The sequence below is a fragment of the Gordonia sp. OPL2 genome (assembly GCF_003797825.1).
In the GTDB taxonomy this organism is placed as follows: domain Bacteria; phylum Actinomycetota; class Actinomycetes; order Mycobacteriales; family Mycobacteriaceae; genus Gordonia.
The window spans coordinates 427233-447886 of the sequence record NZ_RKME01000001.1; the positions used below are offsets into that span (position 1 = coordinate 427233).

At 67.5% G+C, this 20654-nt stretch carries 18 protein-coding genes; 12 read left to right on the top strand and 6 right to left on the bottom strand.

From position 1 onward, the window contains the following. Positions 1–36 precede the first annotated feature (36 nt). A complete protein-coding gene (locus EEB19_RS01830) occupies positions 37–1011 on the top strand; it encodes a helix-turn-helix domain-containing protein (protein ID WP_187582576.1) in 975 nt (324 codons plus the stop codon). Beyond that, positions 995–2014: a helix-turn-helix domain-containing protein gene (locus EEB19_RS01835; protein WP_187582577.1), complete on the top strand. Its 1020-nt coding sequence runs from the start codon at positions 995–997 to the stop codon at positions 2012–2014. Before EEB19_RS01830 ends, EEB19_RS01835 begins: the two co-directional genes overlap by 17 nt. Before the next feature lie 42 nt (positions 2015–2056). Here EEB19_RS01835 and EEB19_RS01840 read toward each other — a convergent pair whose 3' ends face one another. Further along, positions 2057–2644, bottom strand: a complete 588-nt coding sequence (locus tag EEB19_RS01840; RefSeq protein ID WP_187582580.1) for a universal stress protein — start codon at positions 2642–2644, stop codon at positions 2057–2059. A gap of 183 nt (positions 2645–2827) precedes the next feature. Between EEB19_RS01840 and EEB19_RS01845 the strand changes: the two genes are divergently transcribed. From EEB19_RS01845 to EEB19_RS01860, 4 genes are all read left to right on the top strand, one after another. After that, entirely contained in the window at positions 2828–3859 is a 1032-nt protein-coding gene (locus EEB19_RS01845; RefSeq protein ID WP_262365399.1) for a sensor histidine kinase, read from the top strand. A 112-nt stretch (positions 3860–3971) separates the two neighbouring features. Further along, entirely contained in the window at positions 3972–4664 is a 693-nt protein-coding gene (locus EEB19_RS01850; RefSeq protein WP_187582584.1) for a response regulator transcription factor, read from the top strand. A 153-nt stretch (positions 4665–4817) separates the two neighbouring features. Continuing rightward, positions 4818–5234 carry a hypothetical protein gene (locus EEB19_RS01855; protein WP_187582586.1) on the top strand — a complete coding sequence of 139 codons (417 nt, stop codon included), beginning with the start codon at positions 4818–4820 and terminating at the stop codon, positions 5232–5234. Further along, a complete protein-coding gene (locus EEB19_RS01860) occupies positions 5231–5644 on the top strand; it encodes a MaoC family dehydratase (protein ID WP_187582588.1) in 414 nt (137 codons plus the stop codon). The genes EEB19_RS01855 and EEB19_RS01860 overlap by 4 nt, the downstream gene beginning before the upstream one ends. Here EEB19_RS01860 and EEB19_RS01865 read toward each other — a convergent pair. From EEB19_RS01865 to EEB19_RS01880, 4 genes are all read right to left on the bottom strand, one after another. Then, complete coding sequence (locus EEB19_RS01865; RefSeq protein WP_187582590.1) at positions 5620–6102, bottom strand: SRPBCC family protein; 483 nt, start codon at positions 6100–6102, stop codon at positions 5620–5622. The genes EEB19_RS01860 and EEB19_RS01865 overlap by 25 nt on opposite strands. Before the next feature lie 40 nt (positions 6103–6142). Continuing rightward, positions 6143–7258 carry an alpha/beta hydrolase gene (locus tag EEB19_RS01870; protein WP_187582592.1) on the bottom strand — a complete coding sequence of 372 codons (1116 nt, stop codon included), beginning with the start codon at positions 7256–7258 and terminating at the stop codon, positions 6143–6145. A gap of 65 nt (positions 7259–7323) precedes the next feature. Further along, on the bottom strand, positions 7324–8811 hold the full coding sequence (locus EEB19_RS01875; protein ID WP_187582594.1) for a cryptochrome/photolyase family protein: 1488 nt from the start codon (positions 8809–8811) through the stop codon (positions 7324–7326). A gap of 180 nt (positions 8812–8991) precedes the next feature. Then, positions 8992–10224 (bottom strand): glucose-1-phosphate adenylyltransferase family protein, encoded by a 1233-nt coding sequence (locus EEB19_RS01880; RefSeq protein WP_187582596.1) that lies wholly within the window; start codon positions 10222–10224, stop codon positions 8992–8994. Between the two features lie 135 nt (positions 10225–10359). On the opposite strand from EEB19_RS01880, the gene EEB19_RS01885 reads away from it, so the two are divergent. The 5 genes from EEB19_RS01885 to EEB19_RS01905 all read left to right on the top strand — a co-directional run bounded on the left by EEB19_RS01885 (position 10360) and on the right by EEB19_RS01905 (position 18117). Then, positions 10360–11811, top strand: a complete 1452-nt coding sequence (locus EEB19_RS01885) for a CHAD domain-containing protein (protein ID WP_187582598.1) — start codon at positions 10360–10362, stop codon at positions 11809–11811. Between the two features lie 102 nt (positions 11812–11913). Continuing rightward, positions 11914–13374 (top strand): DUF3375 domain-containing protein, encoded by a 1461-nt coding sequence (locus EEB19_RS01890; protein WP_187582600.1) that lies wholly within the window; start codon positions 11914–11916, stop codon positions 13372–13374. Continuing rightward, positions 13371–14138, top strand: coding sequence for a DUF4194 domain-containing protein (locus tag EEB19_RS01895; RefSeq protein ID WP_187582602.1), 768 nt, complete (start codon positions 13371–13373; stop codon positions 14136–14138). The genes EEB19_RS01890 and EEB19_RS01895 overlap by 4 nt, the downstream gene beginning before the upstream one ends. Then, on the top strand, positions 14135–17479 hold the full coding sequence (locus EEB19_RS01900) for an ATP-binding protein (RefSeq protein WP_187582604.1): 3345 nt from the start codon (positions 14135–14137) through the stop codon (positions 17477–17479). Before EEB19_RS01895 ends, EEB19_RS01900 begins: the two co-directional genes overlap by 4 nt. 191 nt (positions 17480–17670) lie before the next feature. Further along, the gene (locus tag EEB19_RS01905; protein WP_187583086.1) at positions 17671–18117 is read left to right on the top strand and encodes a M15 family metallopeptidase; all 447 of its coding nucleotides are present in this window, start codon (positions 17671–17673) and stop codon (positions 18115–18117) included. Here EEB19_RS01905 and EEB19_RS01910 read toward each other — a convergent pair. Further along, a complete protein-coding gene (locus EEB19_RS01910; RefSeq protein WP_262365368.1) occupies positions 18100–19665 on the bottom strand; it encodes a mannosyltransferase in 1566 nt (521 codons plus the stop codon). The two genes, EEB19_RS01905 and EEB19_RS01910, sit on opposite strands and share 18 nt — an antisense overlap. A 171-nt stretch (positions 19666–19836) precedes the next feature. Here EEB19_RS01910 and EEB19_RS01915 point away from each other — a divergent pair, with 171 nt between their 5' ends. Continuing rightward, positions 19837–20646, top strand: coding sequence for a glycosyltransferase family 2 protein (locus EEB19_RS01915; RefSeq protein ID WP_187582606.1), 810 nt, complete (start codon positions 19837–19839; stop codon positions 20644–20646). Positions 20647–20654: the final 8 nt, after the last annotated feature.

Genomic DNA, 20654 nt, shown 5'->3' on the forward strand with positions numbered 1-20654 from the left:
CCGATCACACGAGAATCGGGGGCCGACATGGTGACGGTGTTCAGTACAGCTGGGCTGACCGGTCCGGATCGGGTGGAGGCGACCTGCGTCGCGATGCAGGAGCAGTCGGTCCCGTCGACGGTCCGACTGGAGGACTCCGATGCGGTCCGATCCCACATGGACGTGTGGACCTACGGGCGGGCCAGCATCTTCCGTGCCGAGATGACCGGTTTCCGGTTGATCCGCACCCAGCGGCAGATCGACGGGGGACCGGGGGAGATGCTCGCGATCGCCGTGCACGAGAAATGCACGGGGAAACAGGAGCAGTTCGGGGTGCAGAGACTCGCCCGTCCGGGCGACCTCATGGTGATGGACCTGAACTCCACGTACGACTATCACCTGCAGGGCGTCGGCGCCTCCCGATGCCTGCACGTACCGATCGAGGACGTCGGCCTGCCGCATGAGGTCGTGCGATCGGCCGCCGATCGACTGCCGTCGAGCCCGGTGTACCGGATGATGGTGGGGCACATCGGCGAGCTGACCGAGCACGCGGACACACTGACATCGAGCAGTGCCGCGGCGTCCCTCGGCGAGCTGAGTATCGAACTCACGCGGACCCTCCTGGCGTCGGCCTACGACGTCGACTACGCGCGAGGCGCGGTGGCCGAGATGATGTTGCCCCGGATTCGCGCGTACGTCCGTCGCCATCTCGCCGACGCGGATCTCGGCCCGGCGAGGATCGCGATGGCGCACGGGATCTCGCAGCGACATCTGTTCAAGCTCTGTGCCGGTGCCGACTTCAGTCTCGAGCAGTGGATCATCGCGGAGCGCCTCACCCGGGCCCGCGACGATCTGGCTCATCCGGGCATGCGCGACATGCCCATCGCGGCGGTCGCCCGACGATGGGGCTTCGTCAACGACTCGCACTTCAGCAGACGCTTCCGGACGATGTACGGGGTGTCACCGCGCACGTGGCGCCAGATGAACACCACCCGACATCGGGCCGCCCTCGAGGATGAGCGGCAACCATGACCACCACCGCGACGATCACGCGCCGCCGGGCCCCACGCTGATGACACTGATCCTGGACACCGCGACTCTCGACCCGGGCGGCCGCACGACCGAACTGCAGCAGGCGTTCCGGGCGGCCGGTGCGACGGCGGGTGTCGCCATCACGCCGTTGGTCTCCGGCGATCGGTTCCACGCGCAGATCAGCGGTTGGCCCCTGGGCGAAGGGGCCACCCTGATGACCATCGACTCCGATCCCATCGCCGTCGCACTGAGCCGCTCCCACCTGGGCGCCGATCCGGTCGGACGCGTGGCTCTCGCCTGCGTGTCGCCGGGATCGTGGACCCTGCGCCAGGGTGGAGTGGTGACCGAGTCGAGCGGGGACCGCGCCGCCGCACTGCTCCTGGTGGATCAATCCCACCCGTTCGACTTCCGCCGGACCGATCGCGGGTCGGCCACCATCATGCATGTCGATGTCGCCCACCTCGACGTCCCGCGCCCGGCCGTCCTCACCGCGGCGACGGGCCTGCGTCCCTCGCATCCGCTGTACGGACTGTGTCTGTCGTTCATGGACGAGATGGGCGTCATCGCACGGACACAGCCGGGGATACTGTCGGAACTGGGCACGACCGCGCAGCTGCTGGCCCGGGCACTCATCGTCGATGTCGCCGAGGACTGCGCCGCTCGCCGAGGCGCACCGGACGGCCCGCCGATCCTGGCCCGGATCCGTCACTACATCGCCGCCAACCTCGACGATCCCGACCTGTCCGCGGACATGATCGCGCGAGCCCACAGCATCTCGGTGCGGACCCTCTACAAGTTCTGGTCCACGACCGGAGTCGCGCTCGGTGACCACATCGTCGGCGAACGGCTCGAACGCGCATCCGCCACTCTGGTCGCGCAGCCGGATCTCCCGGTGGCGTCGGTCGCGCGGCGACACGGGTTCACCGATCCGAGTCACTTCAGTCACCGATTCCGCGACCGTTTCGCAGTGAGCCCGCGAGAGTGGCGCGCGCTCAACGCGTGACCCCGTGACGTGCCACCGTCACGCGCCCGTCACGCGCCGCCGTCACGCGCCGACGGTGCGCGGGAGCGACGGCGCGATCGCCGGACGGGCTCCCGAACGCCCGCGCACCGGCGGTGTCATGTGGATGTGGCTGTGACCGTCGGTCACCCACAGGGGGATGTCGTCGGGCAGGCGCCGGGCGATGTGGCGAACCTGCGTACTCGGTCGGTGCGCTCCCATGCCGACGACGACACCGGCGGCGTCGTGCCGTCGCGCCGCGTCGGCGAGCACGCGAACCGGGTCACCCTCGACCGCAAGCGCGGTCACGGGCACCTGCGTCACGCTGCGCGCCAATTCGATTCCGCGCCGCAAGGTCTCGTCGAGCGCCGCCTGCTCCGACAGCAGATATGCGTCCGCCTTGAGCGCATCATGCAGGAAGGTCGACGACGACGAATGGTGGATCTCCCGGATGGCGCACACCGCCACGATCCTCGTGCCGGGACCGGCTGCCCGTTCCGCGGCGGTCCGCAGCGCCCGGGCAGACGTCGCCGACCCGGTGTAGCCGACGATGATCACGCCGGCGACGGCGAGGTCGGGGAGCACGCGCTCCGCGCGATGCCGACGGATTCGGGTCAGTTCGCGGATGGTCATTGCGGTCACCTCGAGAGGTCGTGGGAGGGTGGGTCGACTTCTACCGAGAACGCTAGGCACGCTCGCGGTCGCGATCTGCATGCCGCAGTCGGATTCCGCGTCCACCCCCGGGTGGATCCCCGCCTCCTCCCGGAAGCCGATGTCCTCGGCGCAGATCGCCCTATCCTTGAGTCGGTGAGAGCGATGATCGCTGGACTGTGGAGGCGGATCGAGACGGCGGGTGAGGGCTACCCGCCGCTCTATCCGGCGGTCACACTTGCCGGTGCGGTCGCTTTCACCCTCGGCGCGCTCGTCCAGCGACTACCGCTCGCGCCACCGTGGTGGGCGGTGATCGCCACCATGATCTCGGCACTCTCCCTCGTGTTCGACCTGTGGCTCATGAGCAAGATCCCGTGCATCCTCCTCGCGGCGGCGGCGACCGCGGTCTTCCTCCTGGACCCGGTGGCCTACGACGTGGCGCCGTTGATGCTCGCGCTGACCACGGCGATCGCTGCGGCGATGGAGACCCTGCGATGGGGGCTGTTCGCGGCAGCTCTCTCGGTCGGGGTGATCGTCGTCGGCAGCCAGTCAGGCCATCTCGACTCCCCGGCGGTCTATGTGCTCGCCGTCTTGTGCGGTTGGCTAGTCGGCTACATGATCATGTACCAGAAGTTGCTGTCCGAGAACGAAGTACGCCGGCAGAGCGAACGCGCCGACCGTGCGGCCGGTGACGAACGACGACGGATCGCACGCGAGATCCACGATGTCATCGCCCACTCGCTGTCGATCACGGTGCTCAACGTGACCGGTGCCCGACGGGCCCTGCAGGAGGGTGCGACCGACGAGGCGATCGAAGCGCTCGAGGACGCCGAACGGCTGGGGCGACAGGCGATGACCGAGATCCGCTACATCGTCAAGGTCCTCGGCGCCGAGGCCGCTTCGACCGCACCGACACCGGGAGCCGACGACATCGGCCGGCTGGTCGACGAGTACCGGAGGGCAGGCGTCGAGGTCACCCTCGACATGTCGGGGGACCTGCCCTCCGTCCCGCACCGATCGGCTCGGCGCTGTATCGGATCGCGCAGGAGTCACTGGCCAACGTCGTCAAGCACACCCGGCAGCCGTCGGCGACCGTCACCTTGCAGGCCGACTCGCCGATCGTGCTGTGCGTCGCCAACCCGCACACCGACTCCATCGGCCGGCCCTCGACCGATGGATCGGGGATCGACGGGATGAAACAACGCGCACACCTGCTGGGTGGGGTCGTCGACGTCGGGCGGCGAGACGAGGCATGGATCGTGCGCGCCGTGTTCCCGAACCACCCCGCAGAACAACGGCAGGTGAGCTGATGACCGCGACACGACCGACCGATGCCGGTGCCCCGCGCGTGCGGGTCCTGCTCGTCGACGACCAGGAGCTCGTCCGGACCGGTCTGCGGCGCGTACTCCGACCCAGGGACGGGTTCGACATCGTCGGCGAGTGCGGCGACGGCGGTGAGGTACTGCCGGCCATCGCGGTGCATACCCCCGACATCGTCCTCATGGATCTGCGCATGCGACACGTCGACGGGATCACGGCGACCTCCATGGTCCGCGGTCTGTCCGACCCGCCGCCGGTGCTGGTGTTGACCACCTTCGACGACGACGAGCTGCTGTCCGGTGCTCTCCGCGCCGGTGCGGCCGGATTCATCCTGAAGGATTCGCCGGCGGAATCGCTGATCTGGGCGGTGCGGGCAGTCGTCGAGGACGGTGCGTTCCTCGATCCCGCGGTCACCGAGCGCGTGCTCACCGGATTCCGTCGCGCCACACCCGAACCCGTCCGGTCCGATTCCGTTCTGACCGACCGCGAGACCGACGTCCTCCGTCTCATCGCGCGCGGGCTCACGAACACCGAGATCGGTGCACGACTGTACATCTCGGAGGTCACCGTGAAGAGCCACGTGAACCACATCTTCACCAAGCTCGATCTGCGTGACCGTGCGGCTGCGATCGTCTACGCCTACGACCACGCCCTGGTCACGCCGGGAGCCCTGGACCGCTGACCCGCCGACCGGGTCCCCTTTCTCGCCCAACGTGTCCGCGCACCACGCGGCGATGCCGAACCACGCACGATCGGCGAGATCCAGGGCACGATCGGCGCATGGATGACCTGCTCAGATGATTGGCAACCCGCCACGGATTCGCTAACGTGAATCATGGCAACAGCGCTGGTGGAGGGCCTGACCTTCACCACTTCCGACCCGGTGATCGTCGACGACGCGCTCCTGGGCGGATTCGCCGATGTGCTCGGTTCACGCTCTGACTGCTTCGGACTCCCGCTCGTCTTCAGTGTGACGACCATCCTCGCCCACCTCGCGATGGATTCCGGGGCGGTGCCACGCGACGGGCTGGTGCACACGGCCGAATCCCTGCGCGTGACACGCGAACCCCGACTGGGTGACCGACTGACCGGTGAACTCGTCGTCGAGGAGATCCGTCGCCGGGCGGGTGCGACGCAGTTGCAGGTCCGCAGCACGATCTTCGCCGACGACCTTGATGACCGTGACTCCCGTGCGCCGATCGCCGTCACCGTCTCGACACTGACGTTCCGCACCCCGGACGACTGGACATGAGCGACGTCGGCCCGGCGATCTGGGATGCGGAGGAGGAGATCTCGACGGGGCGTGTGCGCCGGTACGCGGAGGTCTCCGGCGACACCAACGCGATCCATCTGGACCCGGCGGCCGCGCGCGCGGCAGGCTTGTCGGCTCCGGTCGCGCACGGTCTGTTGATCGTCGGAATCGTTCTCCGGCATGCCGATTACTGGGCTCGGGGTAACGACGCCACCATCACCGGCTGTGACACGCGCTTCGTCCGGCCCGTCTATCTCGCCGAGCGTCCGGTCACACTCCACGTCGTCGGCCATCTCGCCGATCCGGGGCACATCGCCGCGGAGGTGTGGACGCTGGATGCCGACGGTGTGCGGCACCGCGCGATCATCCGCCCGATCCGGATCTCCTACCGATCAGGACGTGATGCCTGACCGTCACCCGACAGCAGGCGAGCGGCCGTACGCAGGTCGGCCGCCAGGGCCGGCGGAGTGATCAGTGCGAGGACGGACGCACCGGGCGCGAGGATCGTCGGTACCGTGAGAAAAGCCCTGGCCCGCACCTCGGTTCGCGTCGTCGACGACGAGGAGAACGTGAGGGTGAGGTCGGCATCGGCGGACCACCAGGTGCCGATCTCGCGCCATCTCCGCTGCGGAACGTTCTCGATGACCTCCATGTGCGGCCTCACGCCGGGCACCCACGTGACGTCCGTCCACGACGAGCCGGTGTCGCCGGCACCCTCACCTCTCGGCGCCGACTTCGATATCGCACGCAGGCTCGCCTGCCATCGGGGCCGGTTCGTGGGATCGGCGAGATAATCGAACACGACATCGACCCCGGACTCGAACGGCACGGTGACATCGGCGATGAGAATGCGTCGGGTCGAGGTCATCACGTGCTGCTCCTGTTCGTCTGGGTAGAGCCTGACGTCCTCAGTGGGTCTGTTCGGCCTCCGGGTCGGGGGTGACGTGACGTCCGGCGAGGTCGTGGAGTTCCCGGAACACCCGCTTGGACGCCTCCGCCCAGGGCATCAGGATCGGGAACACGTGGAACATCCCGTACTCCTCCATGGCATGGATCGGCACGCCCGCGGCCCGCAACCCGTCGGCGAACTCGCGGATGCCGTCCCGGAACATCTCGTCGGCACCCCAACAGACGAAGGTCGGCGGGAACCACTCGGGATTCGGTGCGGCATGGATCGCCGACACCCGCTCGTCGTTCGGCTGCACCCCATGCAGGTAGGGGGTCACCGGGACGTTCCACGGCAGGATGTCGAGCTGGGCGTTCTCCATGATCGACGGATGGTCGAGGTCGAGATCCACCTCGGGCGAGAACAGCGCGAGCGCGGCCGGAACGGGCAGCGACTTGGAGTGCAGGTACGAGATCAGGGAGGTGGCAAGACCGCCACCACCGGAATCGCCGGCGACGACGAGATGCTGCGATGCCACGCCCCGTTCCAGTAGGCCCTTGTACACATCTGCGGCATCGAGAACCCCTGCGGGAAAAGGGAACTCGGGTGCCATTCGATAATCGGCGATGAACACCTCGTGGCCGGTGACCTTGACCAGCGACGCCGCGAACGCCGCATACATGATCGGTGACGTACCGATGTACCCGCCACCGTGGAGATACAGGATGGTCGCACCGATGGACTGTTTGTCATCCGAATCATCCACGTACGCATCTGAACTGGCCTTCGCCCGACACCAGATGCCGGGCACGCCGCCGATCGTGTCGCCGGTGATCTCCACATCGTCGGTGATCCCGATGAACGGGGGCATCACCACCCGGCAGATGTCGTCGAGGATCTTCTCCATCGAGCGGAACTCTTCGATGGGCAGTCCCATCGAGAAGCCCATGAACGATCGGATGACCTGCCGCGTGACCGACTGTCCGAGGTTGTCGAGCAGTCCGCCCGGACCCTGCCAGGGCCGCCGGAAGGGGACCCGGGCGAGTCCGTTGAGCATGCTCTCCGCCAACCCCATCACGGTGAGAGCGGTCACGGGTGCGGAGGCCGTGTTCACCTCTGGACGATCTGCCATCACCATGCCGTCCACACTAGTGGGAGGTGTCGCGCCCGGCACGTGGCCGCGTGAGCGGGCCCCGCGGCGAGTCAGAACACCTCGCGGTGGGCCTCCTGCTCGAGGAGCGCGTCGAGGTCCTTGAGCCGGTCCATGGTGGAGACCGAACGCGCAGTCCGGTGATTGGCCTCGAGTCGGCCCCGATGTCGGTGGGTGAAGGCCCAGTAGCCGGCGGTGAACGGGCAGGCATCGTCGCCGACCCGCCGCTTCGGGTTGTAGTCACAGGTTCCGCAGTAGTCCGACATCGTGGAGATGTAGGCGCCTCCGGAGGTGTAGGGCTTGGTCGCCATCCGCCCGCCGTCGGCGTGCTGACTCATCCCGATGACGTTGACCGGCATCACCCAGTCGAAGCCGTCCACGAAGTTCGCCCGAAACCATTCGGTGAGTTCGGCGGGGTCATAACCGCGTTGCAGCGCATGGCTTCCCAGGATCATCAAGCGGGGGATGTGGTGTACCCATCCACGGTCGCGCACACCGCGGAGGGTGTCGGACAGACACGCGGCCGTCACCGCGTCAGGGTCGAGATCGTCGAACCACGCGGGGAGCGGGGTGTGCGCATCGAGTTCGTTGCTCGACATGTAGTCGGGGCCGAAATGCCAGTACAGATGCCAGACGAACTCACGCCATCCCAGGATCTGCCGGATGAAACCCTCGGTCGCGGCCAGATCGGCGGATCCGGTTCGGGCTGCCGATTCGGCGTCGCCGATCACGTCCAGCGGATGCAGCAAGGACAGATTCAGCGGAACCGACAGGAGCGAGTGCGACATGGGCCAGTCCTGCGCCATGATCGCGTCCTCCCAGGCTCCGAAGGTCTGCAGTCGGGTGTCGATGAACGTCCGCAGTGCGGATCGCGCCTCCTCGTGGGTCACGGCGAACAATCGCGGACCATCGACGCCGGAGAACTCGACATCCATCGTGTCCAGGTCGGCCCGGACCTGCTCGTCGATCTCGTCCTCCGTCGGCCACCACGGCTGGTCGACCCCCAGCGTCGCCTGCTTGGGTGGCGGTTCACGGTTGTCCCGGTCGTAGTTCCACCGTCCGCCCGTCGGCTCGTTGCCATCCATCAGCACATCGAATCGTCGCCGTTGCGCCCGGTAGAACGTTTCCATCCGGAATCCGTCGGCGTCGCCGGCCCATTCGTCGAAGTCCGAGCGGGACAGGGCAAACGACGGATTCGGCAGGATCTCCGACACCAGCCCCTCCTCGGCCAGTTCGTGCACGAACGACGATGCGGCCCGCGAGGACGGTTCATGGACGACGACCGGCCGGCCGAGCGCCTCGAGGGCATCCCGATAGCCGTCCGCCTGCCAGAACTGGGCGCGGTCGCCGAGTTCGTCGGCGAGGTGACGCATGCCGGACATCAGCAGGTGCGCCTTCTGACGATGCCCTCGTCGACGGGCGAATGCGGCGGTCGACTCGATGATCACGACCTCGCGATCGGCGTGCGCCGGCGCCGAGTGGATGTGCGGACCGAGCTGATCTGCGAACAGCCACAACGGGTCCGGCGATCGCCGACTCATCGGCCATGTCCTCGTGTGTCGCCCATACGCCTCACCGTAGGGTCACCGGCGACCGGTGGAGGTGAACCGCCGATGGTCGCGACCGGGACGAGATGTTCGGATCACAAGTCGATGACGGTCGGCACTTCGGGGGCGTCCACCCACCCGTCGACGGCGCAGGTTTGGTCAGCGCAACACTCGTCAGCGCACCACTCGTCCGGGTTCGACGTCGGCGCCGAGCGGCACGGTCGCATTCCTGGCCACCCGTGCGCCCATCCCGAGGATGGTGATCTTCTCGGTCGGCACCGGTCGGGTGCGCGGGCGACCACCCACACCGGCCCCCTCGCCGATCACCACCCGCTCGTCGACGATCGACCACGACACGCTGGCTCCGGCACGGATCTCCGTGTCCGCGAACACGATCGAATCGGTGACGACCGCGCCTGCCGCGACGACCACACCCGGTCCGATCACACTGCGTCGCACGGTGCCGAGGATGTGGGCCCCATTGCTCACCAGGCTGTCCACCACGACGGCGCCCGCGCTGATCCGCGCGGCGCTGCGCTGTGGTTGATGGGTCAGAATGGGCCAGTGCGGATCGTCGATCGCGACGTCGCCCGAGATCAGATCACGATGTGCCTGCAGGTAGGTCTCCGGACGGCCGGCGTCGATCCAGTACCCGGACATTGCATGTGCGACGGTCCTACCTCGTTCGACGAACCACGGCACGAGGTGTTCACCGAAGTCGCCGAGCCCGGTGTCCGAACCGGATTGGGCCTGCGGCTCGGTCTTCGACGCCAGCTCCTCGAGCGCGGTGATCAGCACGTCGGGCCGATACACGAAGATCTCCGCAGCCACCACCGATGTGGTCGGCTGGTCCGGTTTGTAGGCGAATCCGGTGACCGTCCCGTCCTTGCGCGCGGTGACGGTGGCGTGGGCCGAGGCCTCCTCGCGGGAACACCTGGTCGTGACGATCGTGCACTCTGCGTCGGCGGCACGATGGGTGGCCAGCACTTCGTCGTAGTCGAGGGTGTACACGTGGTCGGCGCTCATCACGATGACGGCCTCCGCGCCCCGGGCGCGGATGGTGTCCCGGATGCGGTACAGCAGGTCGGCATTGCCGGTCGCGAATCCGTCCTCGGTGTCGGCGGCGCTGGTCTCCTGCGGCAGCACGAACCGCAAGCCGCCACGGGTGCGGTCGAGTTCCCAGGGGCGACCGCCGGCGACCTGTTCGAGCAGCGAATGCGCCTCGTACTGAACGCACAGCCACACCTCGTCGATACCGCTGTGATGCAGATTCGACAGCGGGAAGTCGATCAGCTGGTAGTTGCCCCCGAACGGCAGTGCCGGTTTCGCGCGGGATTCGGTGAGAACGCCCATCCGCGATCCCTTTCCGCCTGCCTGGACGATGCCGACCACATTGGCTCTGCTCATCAGACCAGTGTGCGCGATATGGGCGATTCGCGAGTCTTGTGACGGCAGATGTGTCACGCCGGTCTCCTGCGGGTACGCGGTCATGTCACGCTGCCCGACGACGACGGGCGCCCGACGAGCAGGGAGGTCTTCTCGATGAACACCCGGCAGAACGTCACCACCTGGGATGTACCGCTGGAGATCCGTGTACCGAGCGTCGACGACGACGCGGAGCGCGGTCTCGAGGCGACACCCGAGTCGTCGGAGTTCACCGACACGTTCTTCGACACAGCCGAACTCGATCTCGTGCGCCACGGCGTCACCCTGCGCCACACCGACGACGGCGGACGTCGGTGGCTGGCCGAGTTCACGTCCTCGACGATGAGCCCGACCATCGAACTCGACGGCTCCGGCGACGACACGGACGTTCCCGAGGAGATCGCGGATCTGCTGTGGGGGCTACGGCTGGGGAAGGAATTGCGGGTCGCTGCCATCGTGCACACCCGACGCACCCGGCATCACCACACCGACCGGAACGATCGGCCACGCCTCGATGTGATCGACGACGTCGTGTCGGCAACGGTGCCCGGCCCCGTCGCCACCGCGACCCGGTGGCGCGAGGTCATCGTCGAACCCATCGGGAAGAGCGGGGACCGGGTTGCCGGCCGCATCCATCGTCGTCTGCACGGAGCAGGTGCGCGGCGCAGCGCCACCACGTCGCGGCTCACACGCGCGCTCGGGCACGATGCGGAAAGCGGTGCGGAAAGCCGACGACCGTCGTCGCGGTCACGGACAGCTGTCGAGTCCTACATCGCCGTGCAGCTCGCCGCGATCTTCGCCGGTGACATCGCACTACGCCGCGGCGAGGAGCCCATCCACGACACGCGGGTCGCGATCCGCCGTCTGCGCAGCACCCTGCGGACGAGCAAGGCGATCCTCGACACCGCGCGGATCGAGGGCGTCGACGAAGAACTGAAGTGGTTCGCCGGACTCCTGGGCGAGGTGCGTGACCGGCATGTGCAGGGACGGCGGTTCCGCGAGTCCGTGGCCGCTCTGCCCGAGGAACTGGTACTCGGTCCGGTGGCGGCGCGGATCGACGAGATCCTCCTCGGCGAGCAGACCGACCACCGCCGCACCGTCGACGAGGCGATGACGTCGGACCGGTATCGGGACCTGCTGGCCGTGCTGGGCATGTGGACCGACACCCCGCCACTGGCGGCTGACAGCCGGATCCGCACCGATGATCTGCGCACCATCGTGCGACGCGGGGCACGCAAGGCCGACAAGCGACTCGCAGCGGCGATCACGACCGGCGAGCCGACCGACCTGCACCGCGCACGCAAGGCGGCCAAGCGCGCGCGCTACGCCGCCGAGCTCGCCCGCCCGGTGCTCGACAAGCGCCACGGCAAGGCACGGGTCAAGCGGTTCAAGAGGATCCAGACGGTCTTGGGAGATCACCAGGACGCGACGATCGCCGCCGAATCCCTTCGTCGACTCGGCGCCGGCGCGGGCGTGCGTGGCGGCGAGAACGGCTTCACCTACGGCATCCTGTACCAGCGCGAGATCCAGGCCGCGCAGGATGCGCGCAGGAGGGTCGCACACCTGTAGATCCCGGCCGCCGGCCGCCACCGGGTGTGTTCATCGCCGCCGCGGTGGCCGTGGGAGACTACCTCGGGTCGAAAGTGTCCGACGTGAACCCGGGAGGCGGCGATGGAGAGTGCTGACCAGCCGACATTGGCTGATGCCTGGGAAGCCAACCGGTCCATCCAGCGTTCTGCGGCGGTCCGCCTGTTCGCCGCGACCAACTCGGCTCTGTACGTCACCTTGATGGAACGTCACCTCGACTTCGGGACGAGGGTGCCGGAGACCGAACTGGCGGTGCGCCTCGAACGTGATCTCGCCGACCTCGAGGTCGGCGACGTGCCCAACGGCCTCGAGATGATCAAACTCTGGGCCCGCCAGGGCTGGCTTCACCGGGTGACCGACACGAGTCAGGACTCCGCCCAGAATCAGTGTCATCTGACATCGGAGGCGCGGTCGGTGCTCGACTACACCCGTCGGCTGCGCCGGGAGGACAGCGTGGCCACCGGCGGATCGATCACCGGAATCGCCGCCGGGCTGCGACGTGTCGCCGGCCACGTCACCGACGATCCGCGAGTGATCCGCGCGGACATCGAGCACCAGATCGAGGAGCTCGACGCGGAGTTGGCCGACCTCGACGCCGGGCGCCGACCCGATCCCGACCTGCGCGGCGCCGAAGACGAGGCACGCGCCATCGCCTACCAGATGGAGCAGGTGATCTCCGACATCGGCCAGTACGGCGCGATGCTCGACCGCATCACGACCCAGTTGCTCGACGATCCGAACGACTCCGATCTGGCCTACCGCGACCGGCAGCGCCAGATGTTCGACGATTACGAATCACTTCTGGAGTCCGCACAGAGCACCTCGTATCACGCCTTCACGCACATGATCCAGGACCCGCAGCAACGGGCGCGGCTGGTCACCGACATCGAGACGGTGACACTGCGGCTCCCCGGGATGGACCACGCATTGCGGTCGGTGATGGACAACTTCTTCGGGCTCGTCACCCAGCAGATGGGCGAGGTCGGGCGCACCCGCCAACGATGCGCCCGACGGATCCGACGCTTCGTCGCCGCGGGAACACTGGAGCAGAGTCGTGGCGTCGCGCGTCAGCTCAATGACGCACTCGCCACCGCGAACGAGCTGCTGAAGACATCCCTGGCCGACCGCCGTCTCGGATACGAACTGCCGCTGGCCACACCATCGGTCACCTCCGCCGGTCGGCTGGCGTTCGAGATCCGCGATCCCGCTCCGCCCGCACCGGCACTGCCCGCCGACGGTGCCGCCGACCTCTCGTCCTTTGCGTCGCTGGCCGGACAGGTGGACACTGTCGAACTGACCGAGATGGTGAACACCGCCGTCGGCGCGGGCCCGGTCACGTTGTCCGACGTCATCGGCAGACTGGACGAACCGTACCTCGCGCACGTCATCGTGCTGTGGTCGTGGGCACTCAAGCAGACCGACGGCGCCGGCGACGACTCTGTCTCCGTTCGCTTTCGCTCGCTGGAAGGAGAGGACCGGATCATCGAGGTCCCCGCCCTGACGTTCACCGAACCCATCCCGACCGCGGAGGTCGACGCATCATGACCACAGATCTCGAGAGCCGCGGCGACGAGGGAATCCCGGACGAGTACGCCGGATTCGACCAACTGCCGACGACACACAAGACCGCCGTCGCCGACGACGGACCGCGGGTGCCGCGATTCGACGGCGACGTCAGCGCCCTGCCGGATCGCGCGTGCTGGGCCCTGCAGAATCTGCTGACCCGACGTTTCGTCAGCGGTGAGCGACAGCCGCAGCTGTGGGCGTGGGTCACCGAGTACGAGGACGTCCTGCGGGTGCGGCTGTCCGAGCTGGACCTTCGGCTGCGTGTCGTCGACGAGCTCGAGGTGGCCTACGTCGAGCAGGCGGGATATGACTCTCGTTGGGGGAGAAGGATTCTCAAGCGTGAGACGATCCACGCCTACGACGCGATCCTGGCGCTGCACCTGGCGAAGTATCTGCGCGCGTCACGCGACGACGTGGTGCTGATCACCCGCGAGGAGATCCACGAACTGTTCGCGGGGGTCACCAACGCCATCGACCGCGATCTGGCGCAGTTCGACAAGCGCATCGAACGTTCCGTCGACAAACTCGAGGAGATCGAGTTCCTCCGCAGACATCGCGACGACCCCGACACGTTCACGGTCAGCCCGGTGATCACGGCGGTCATGTCCGCATCGGTGATCACCGATCTGCAACGTCAGTTCGAGCAGTTCATCGGCGCCGGCGACAGTCCTCCCGACGACGCGGTTGCGAGCAGCCTGGACGACCGGGACGACGACGAGAACGATGAGGGAGACGACTGGTGAACGGACAGGTAGACCAGTACCACCTGTCCCGGTTGCAGTTGGTCAACTGGGGCGTCTTCGACGGGTACCACTCGATCCCGTTCAGTCCCAACGGATCACTGATCACGGGTTCCTCCGGCAGCGGCAAGTCCTCACTGCTCGACGCGATCTCGTTGGCCTTCCTTCCCGACCACCGACGCAACTTCAACGCCTCCGGCGATGCCACCGCGGCCGGTTCTTCGAGCGGGCGTCGCACCGTCGGCAAGTACGTCCGCGGTGCCTGGGGTGAACGGCGTGACGGGACGAATGCGCGGGAGATCATGTACCTGCGCGGCACCGGACCCGCATGGGCGGCGATCTCGGTCACCTACACGTCGACGTCGGGGGCGTCGATCACCGGGCTGGTGCTGAAGTGGCTGGCCGCCGGCAAGATGACGGACGCGCACAGCTCCTACTTCATCAGCGACGGTGACGTCGACATCGTCGATGTCTGCAACGAATGGGCGCGCAACAACTACAACTCGGCGAAGTTCCGGGAACGCGGATGGCGTGGGGGACCGGGTGAGGGGAAGTACCTCGCCACGTTGTACTCGCTGATCGGTATCCGCGGATCCGATGCGGCCCAACAACTCCTCGGCAAGGCGAAGTCACTCAAGAGTGTCGGCGGTCTCGCCCAGTTCGTCCGCGAGTTCATGCTCGACGAGCCCACCAGCATCGTGGGGATCTCCGACGCCCTGGAGCAGATCGATCCGCTCGTCGAGGCCCGCGGTCTCCTCGACGTGGCCCGACGCAAACGCACCATCCTCGGCAACATCGAGGCGGTGCAGGAGCGGTACGCGACGGAGGCCGCGACCTTCACCGTTCTCGACACCATCGACACCGCGATCGTGCGGGCATACATGAACAACCTCCGCCGGCGCAGCGCCGAGCCGGAGATCGCCGATCTCGACGATCAGATCGCCCGACTGGACTCCGATCTCGCGGCTTTGACGTCGCAGCACGATCAACTCCGCCAGGACCACAGCCACCTGTTGTCCCGGATCGCCACATCCACCGGGGATCTGGCGCCGCTGCAGGAACAGCTGACCTCCGCACAGCGGCTGAGCAACGAGGTGTCGATGCGGCGGGCGAGCTACGAGCACAAGGTGGCCGCGCTCGACTTCGGACCACCCGACGACGCCGAGGAGTTCTGGTCCCTGCGGGAGAACCTGATGGAGGAGGCGACACGGATAGACGGCCAACTCGAGGCCGGGAAGGCGCATTTCGCGGAGTATCTGGCCCGTGAGGTGGCCGCCCGTACCCAGCGCGACGCCGCCCAGGACGAGTTGAACCGTGTGGAACAGGCCGGCTCCGCCCTGCCCCGTACGGAACACGAGATGCGCAAGTCGATCGCGACCGCGCTCGGCATCGACGAGTCCGAACTGCGCTATGTCGCCGAGTTGGTCGAGCTGGACCCGGATCACGAACGGTGGCGACTGGCGGTGGAGAAGATCCTGCGCAATGCCGGTCTCCGGTTGCTGGTCCCGGACAAGCACTTCGAGGCTGCGCTGCGGTACGTCAACACTCACGACATGCGCGGCCGAATCCAGCTCCACCATGCCGAGAACCGCCCCGCACCGCCCGCCGAGCCCGGCACGCTCGGCGCGACGCTGCGCGCCGTGGACCCCGAGCACCCGTGTTCCGATGAGGCCGTGGCGATCCTGGCCCGCCTCGGCAACTACGTCTGCGTCGACTACCCGTCGGACTTCCCGGATCATCCCCGCGCGGTCACCGACAAGGGGCTGCGCAAGGACTCGGCGAAGTTGGCCATCAAGGACGACCGTCAGGTGCTGCGTCCGTCCCAGTACATCTTCGTGGGCAACGTCGACGCGAAGATCGCGGCGCTGCAGGAGGAGCTCGACTCCGAGCAACGGGTGTACGAGAAGGCCCGTGAGGCCAGTGCCGCACTCGACCGTGAACGCTCGGCCAAGGAACAGCAGCGCGACGCCTACCGCCGCGTGTGCGAGCAGTTCACCCAGTGGAGCGAGATCGACACGGACTCCGCGGACGATCGCGTCGAGCAGCTGACCGAGCAGTACGAGTTGCTGATGGAGGAGCATCCCGACATCGAGGCGCTCCAACGCAAGGCCGAGGACATCTGGGAGCAGGTGCGGTCGGCGATCTCGCAGGCAGCCCTGGTCCGGGACAAGATCGCCACCCACGACCAGCGCCGGACTCAGCTGCTGGACCTCGTCGACAAGCTCCGGCCGGAAGATGTTCCCGCGCAAGCGGAGAACACCCTCGACGGTTTCCGCGAGGACTCTGCGGCGACCCTCGATGTCCTTGCGCCCGAGTCATTTCGGCAGGAACTGATGAAGTCGGTGGTCAAGGATCGCGACCGCATGCGATCGGACGCCCGACGCTCGCGCGACGAGATCGCACGGATCCTCGACACCTACGACGAAGAGTTCCCCGACGCGATACCCAACGACAGCGACGATTTCGACGAGCGCATCCACGACTACGTCGCGCTGAGTCGCCGCATCGACGAGCGTGAGCTGCCGACGGCCTATGACCGGATGCGTCGCCTGATCACCGAGCAGGCGCCCGGCGCGATCCTCAACCTGCACATGGCCGCCGACGCCGAGGAACGACGGATCGTCGAGCAGATCGAACGGGTCAACACCGGACTCGGGGCCGTGGCGTTCAACCGGGGCACCCGGCTGCGCCTGCATCCGGGGCGTAAGCATCTCGCGGCCGTCACCGAGCTCACCGAGAAGGCACGCCAGATCTCGCAACGCACCACAGCCGTCAGTTTCGGCGACGAACAGGCGATCCTGGAGCAGTACGCAGACATCATCCTGCTGCGCGAGCGGCTCGCGGGCGCCACACCCGAGGACCGCGCATGGACGCGGGACGCCCTCGACGTCCGCAACCGTTTCGACTTCTACTGCGAGGAGCACGACGCGTCGTCCGGCGAGACGATCCGGACCTACAGCAACGCCGGCGACAACTCGGGCGGCGAGCAGGAGAAGCTGATGGCGTTCTGCCTCGCCGGTGCACTGAGCTTCAACCTGGCCAGCCCCGACGGCACCGACAACCGGCCGATCTTCGCCCAGCTCATGCTCGACGAGGCCTTCTCCAAATCGGATCCGCAGTTCGCCCAACAGGCACTCGCGGCGTTCCGCAAGTTCGGATTCCAATTGATCATCGTGGCGACCGTGCAGAACACGAGCACCATCCAGCCGTATATCGACAATGTCGTGATGGTGTCGAAGTCAGAGGCCGCGGGCGATGCACGTCCGGTGGCCACCGCGATGTCCACGTCGATCCAGGCGTTCTCGGATCTGCGGCGGACGAGCGGCGCTCAGCTACCGGTCTGACGCCCTCGGATCGGCGCACGGTGCGCTCCGCGGTGGTGCTCGGGTTTACTACTCGTGTGCACACTGATCCGTTGTCGGCGTCGCCGCCACCCGACTCCGCACGGCAGTCGGCGATGAGCGATCTGCTCCGCGCCCGCCTGCGCGTCCTCGCGACCAGGATCGTCCTGGCAGGAGTCGCAGCGGCCCTCTGCATGTCGGTGTCCACGGTCGCGGCCGCCGATGTCGAGGCGGCTGCCGGAACCGCCGGACTCGAGCCCGCCCTCGCGCTGGCCTACACGCAGGCAGCGGACACCGCCCGCACCGAGGGGATCTCGATCTGGATCACCTCCGGCAAGAGGTCGGTGGCCGAGCAGCGGCAGCTCTGGCGCGACGGGATCGCCACCTACGGATCACCCGGCGCCGCGCGCCGCTGGGTGTTGCCTCCGGAGCAGTCCCCGCATGTGACCGGTCGGGCGATCGACGTGGGACCACGGGCGGGCGCAGCCTGGCTGGAGGCGCATGGCTCGCGATGGGGACTGTGCCGGACCTTCGTCAACGAGTGGTGGCACTTCGAGGTGGCGACGATCCCGGGCGCACCCTGTCCGCGGATGTGGCCCGATGCCGCGCTCCGGGCCGACCGGTCACCGCGCACCTGGTGAGGATTCGCCGGGCGGCGGCAGGAATTCGATCACCCGCAGTTCCTTGGCGGTCATCGGCGGCTGATCACGAAAACCGGCCTGTCGCAGACTCGTGACCGGAGTGTTCGCATCCGCATCGTCGGTGAGCACCCACACGCGTGGGCACCCGGCTGCGCGTGCACCCACGGTCTCGACCGGCACATCCTTCTCCCACAGCTGACCACGCTCGACCGCGGACGGCACCGATCGGTCGACCAGGAGGTCGCGGCCGCTGCCGAATCCCTGCGGATATCCCTGGGAGACGAAACGGGCGTTGTACTCCGGATGTTCGAGATATCCGTACACGACGCAGTCGTCGCGGTCGACGTGGGACCCGAGATACGCCGAGACCGTCCGATAGTCCGAGCCGAACGGCTTGGCGAACGTCGAATGCAGGAACACCACACTCGGGATCGCCAGGACGACGAAGACCGCGGTCCACACGGCTGCCGCAGGAATCGAGAACAGCCGGCGGCGTGCGCCCAGCCAGGCGAACGCGCCGGCCAACAGGATGGCCACAGCGGGTGCCGAGAACGTCAGATAGCGCGTGACGAAGGCCGGGGTGACCACGAGCGAGTAGAGCGCGAGCAGGACCGGGGGAACGATCAGCCACGGTCCCGCCACGGCCGTCAACGACGGCGCCATGCGATCCGGCGGAGACGTCTCCGCCGTCGACGCGGTTGCCGACAGCTCGTCGCCCCCGGCGCCGGACCTGCGCCGTCGCGTCGCCCGGATCAGGGCCCAGACGAGGACGACCAGCACGAGGAGCGTCAGTTGCGGCGCGTACGGAAACGCGACGTCGTTCATTCGCAGCACCGGGCTGTAGTGGAATCGGCTGATCCAATCGACCTGACCGGACTGGCTCGACACCTCCAGCACCAGCGGTGACACCAGCGCAATCGCCGTGACCGCGCACAGCGCGTACACGCCGACGGCTCGCCGGGTACGCGCCGCCCACAGCACGGTCACCGCGTGCGCACCGAGGATCAGCAGACTCAGGGAGGCGAACATCACGGTGAGCACGATCAATGCGACATAGCCGACGGCATACGGCCACCACCGCCCACCGTCGAGGAGCGCGCGGATCAATGACACGAGCGCCACCGTCGACCACACCGCGGCCGCCATGGTGAAGGCGTACGGCCGCGCCTCCACCGCGGTCTGGACCGTTGCCGGCAGGACGGCGAACACGACGGCTGCGATCCAGGCCGTCGTCGGCGACGCGATCATCCGGGTGAGCACGAAGACACCGGCTCCGGCGACGCCGATCGCCACGACTCCCGGTAGTCGAACCCACAGCGTCGTGTCCGGGACGAGCTGCAACCAGCCACTCATGAGGGCGTAGTAGAGGCCGTGGACGGCGTCGACGTTGCCCACCAGTCGCAGCAGTTCGTCCGGCGACCGTCGAGCAGCACTCAGCGTGGCCATCTCGTCGTACCAGAACAACGGAATCCACGAACCGACGAACGACACGACCATCGCGAGGGCACCCGCCCCGACGGCAGGCCTGGACATCGCGCTCGAACTCATGACACTCCCTGGGGACACCTGGGCGACGTGCAGTTCGGCTTCCGCAGAAGACCGGTCGCCTCCGACGCTATCCACGCGGGCGGCCGACGAACAACTCGTCGACGACGATTTGAGATCGCCAATCACGCCGCAGCAGTTGGCCTTACCGGCGATGAGTGGTCTGATGGCCAGATGGATACGACAACGAAGAGTGCGGTGGCCGTCGTCGTCCCGGCCTACAACGAGCAGCGGTTGATCGCGGACACGATTGCGGCACTCGAGAGGCAACATTTCGACTCGCTGCTCCAGCGAGAGGTTCTCGGCGGCTTCCGGGTGATCGTGGTGGACAACGCGAGCACCGACGACACCGCCGCCGTGGTACGCCAGATCATCGACGCCACCCCGGCGGTACCGGTCGAGTTGGTCACCGAGTCCGAGAAGGGCACCGGCTGTGCCGCCGACACCGGGGTTCGCCATGCGATCGACACCGGCGCCGTCTACATCGCCCGCACGGACGCGGACTCGGTGCCCGCACCCGACTGGCTCGGTACCCTGCTCACTCCGCTGCTGGACGGAAAACGTCTGGTGGGTGGCCGGATTCGGGCACGCGGTGACGAGGGCTACCGGTCGCGGGTCTTCAATGCGATCGGGGTCCTGTGGCGATTGGGGCACGCGGCCGAGTGGTATCGCACGCGCAAGGAACCGGACGCCCTGCGGCGCAGCTTCGCCATCTGCGGAAACAACATGGCCATCGATGCCGAGATCTACGAACGATCCGGGGGCTTCCCGCGCGGGAGCATCGAACACATCGATGAGGATCATGTTCTGCAACAACGAGTCCGGGCGATCACCGGGGCCAAGGGCATCGCGCTGGCCAAGCGCGCACTCGTCTACACCTCACTCCGCAGGCTCAATGCCTATGGCACACGCGATTTCGTGTCCTGGTACAACGAGGGCAAAGAGGATCGACCGTCGATCGGCCATTCTGCCGACGTCCGATGACGCCGGAG

Coding starts and splice junctions, on each gene's coding strand:
- EEB19_RS01835 (WP_187582577.1), top strand. CDS start 995: ATGAGCGGCAACCATGACCACCACCGCGACGATCACGCGCCGCCGGGC.
- EEB19_RS01840 (WP_187582580.1), bottom strand. CDS start 2,644: ATGACCATCCGCGAACTGACCCGAATCCGTCGGCATCGCGCGGAGCGC.
- EEB19_RS01845 (WP_262365399.1), top strand. CDS start 2,828: ATGATCGCTGGACTGTGGAGGCGGATCGAGACGGCGGGTGAGGGCTAC.
- EEB19_RS01850 (WP_187582584.1), top strand. CDS start 3,972: ATGACCGCGACACGACCGACCGATGCCGGTGCCCCGCGCGTGCGGGTC.
- EEB19_RS01855 (WP_187582586.1), top strand. CDS start 4,818: ATGGCAACAGCGCTGGTGGAGGGCCTGACCTTCACCACTTCCGACCCG.
- EEB19_RS01860 (WP_187582588.1), top strand. CDS start 5,231: ATGAGCGACGTCGGCCCGGCGATCTGGGATGCGGAGGAGGAGATCTCG.
- EEB19_RS01865 (WP_187582590.1), bottom strand. CDS start 6,102: ATGACCTCGACCCGACGCATTCTCATCGCCGATGTCACCGTGCCGTTC.
- EEB19_RS01870 (WP_187582592.1), bottom strand. CDS start 7,258: ATGGTGATGGCAGATCGTCCAGAGGTGAACACGGCCTCCGCACCCGTG.
- EEB19_RS01875 (WP_187582594.1), bottom strand. CDS start 8,811: ATGAGTCGGCGATCGCCGGACCCGTTGTGGCTGTTCGCAGATCAGCTC.
- EEB19_RS01880 (WP_187582596.1), bottom strand. CDS start 10,224: ATGAGCAGAGCCAATGTGGTCGGCATCGTCCAGGCAGGCGGAAAGGGA.
- EEB19_RS01885 (WP_187582598.1), top strand. CDS start 10,360: ATGAACACCCGGCAGAACGTCACCACCTGGGATGTACCGCTGGAGATC.
- EEB19_RS01890 (WP_187582600.1), top strand. CDS start 11,914: ATGGAGAGTGCTGACCAGCCGACATTGGCTGATGCCTGGGAAGCCAAC.
- EEB19_RS01895 (WP_187582602.1), top strand. CDS start 13,371: ATGACCACAGATCTCGAGAGCCGCGGCGACGAGGGAATCCCGGACGAG.
- EEB19_RS01905 (WP_187583086.1), top strand. CDS start 17,671: ATGTCGGTGTCCACGGTCGCGGCCGCCGATGTCGAGGCGGCTGCCGGA.
- EEB19_RS01910 (WP_262365368.1), bottom strand. CDS start 19,665: ATGAGTTCGAGCGCGATGTCCAGGCCTGCCGTCGGGGCGGGTGCCCTC.
- EEB19_RS01915 (WP_187582606.1), top strand. CDS start 19,837: ATGGATACGACAACGAAGAGTGCGGTGGCCGTCGTCGTCCCGGCCTAC.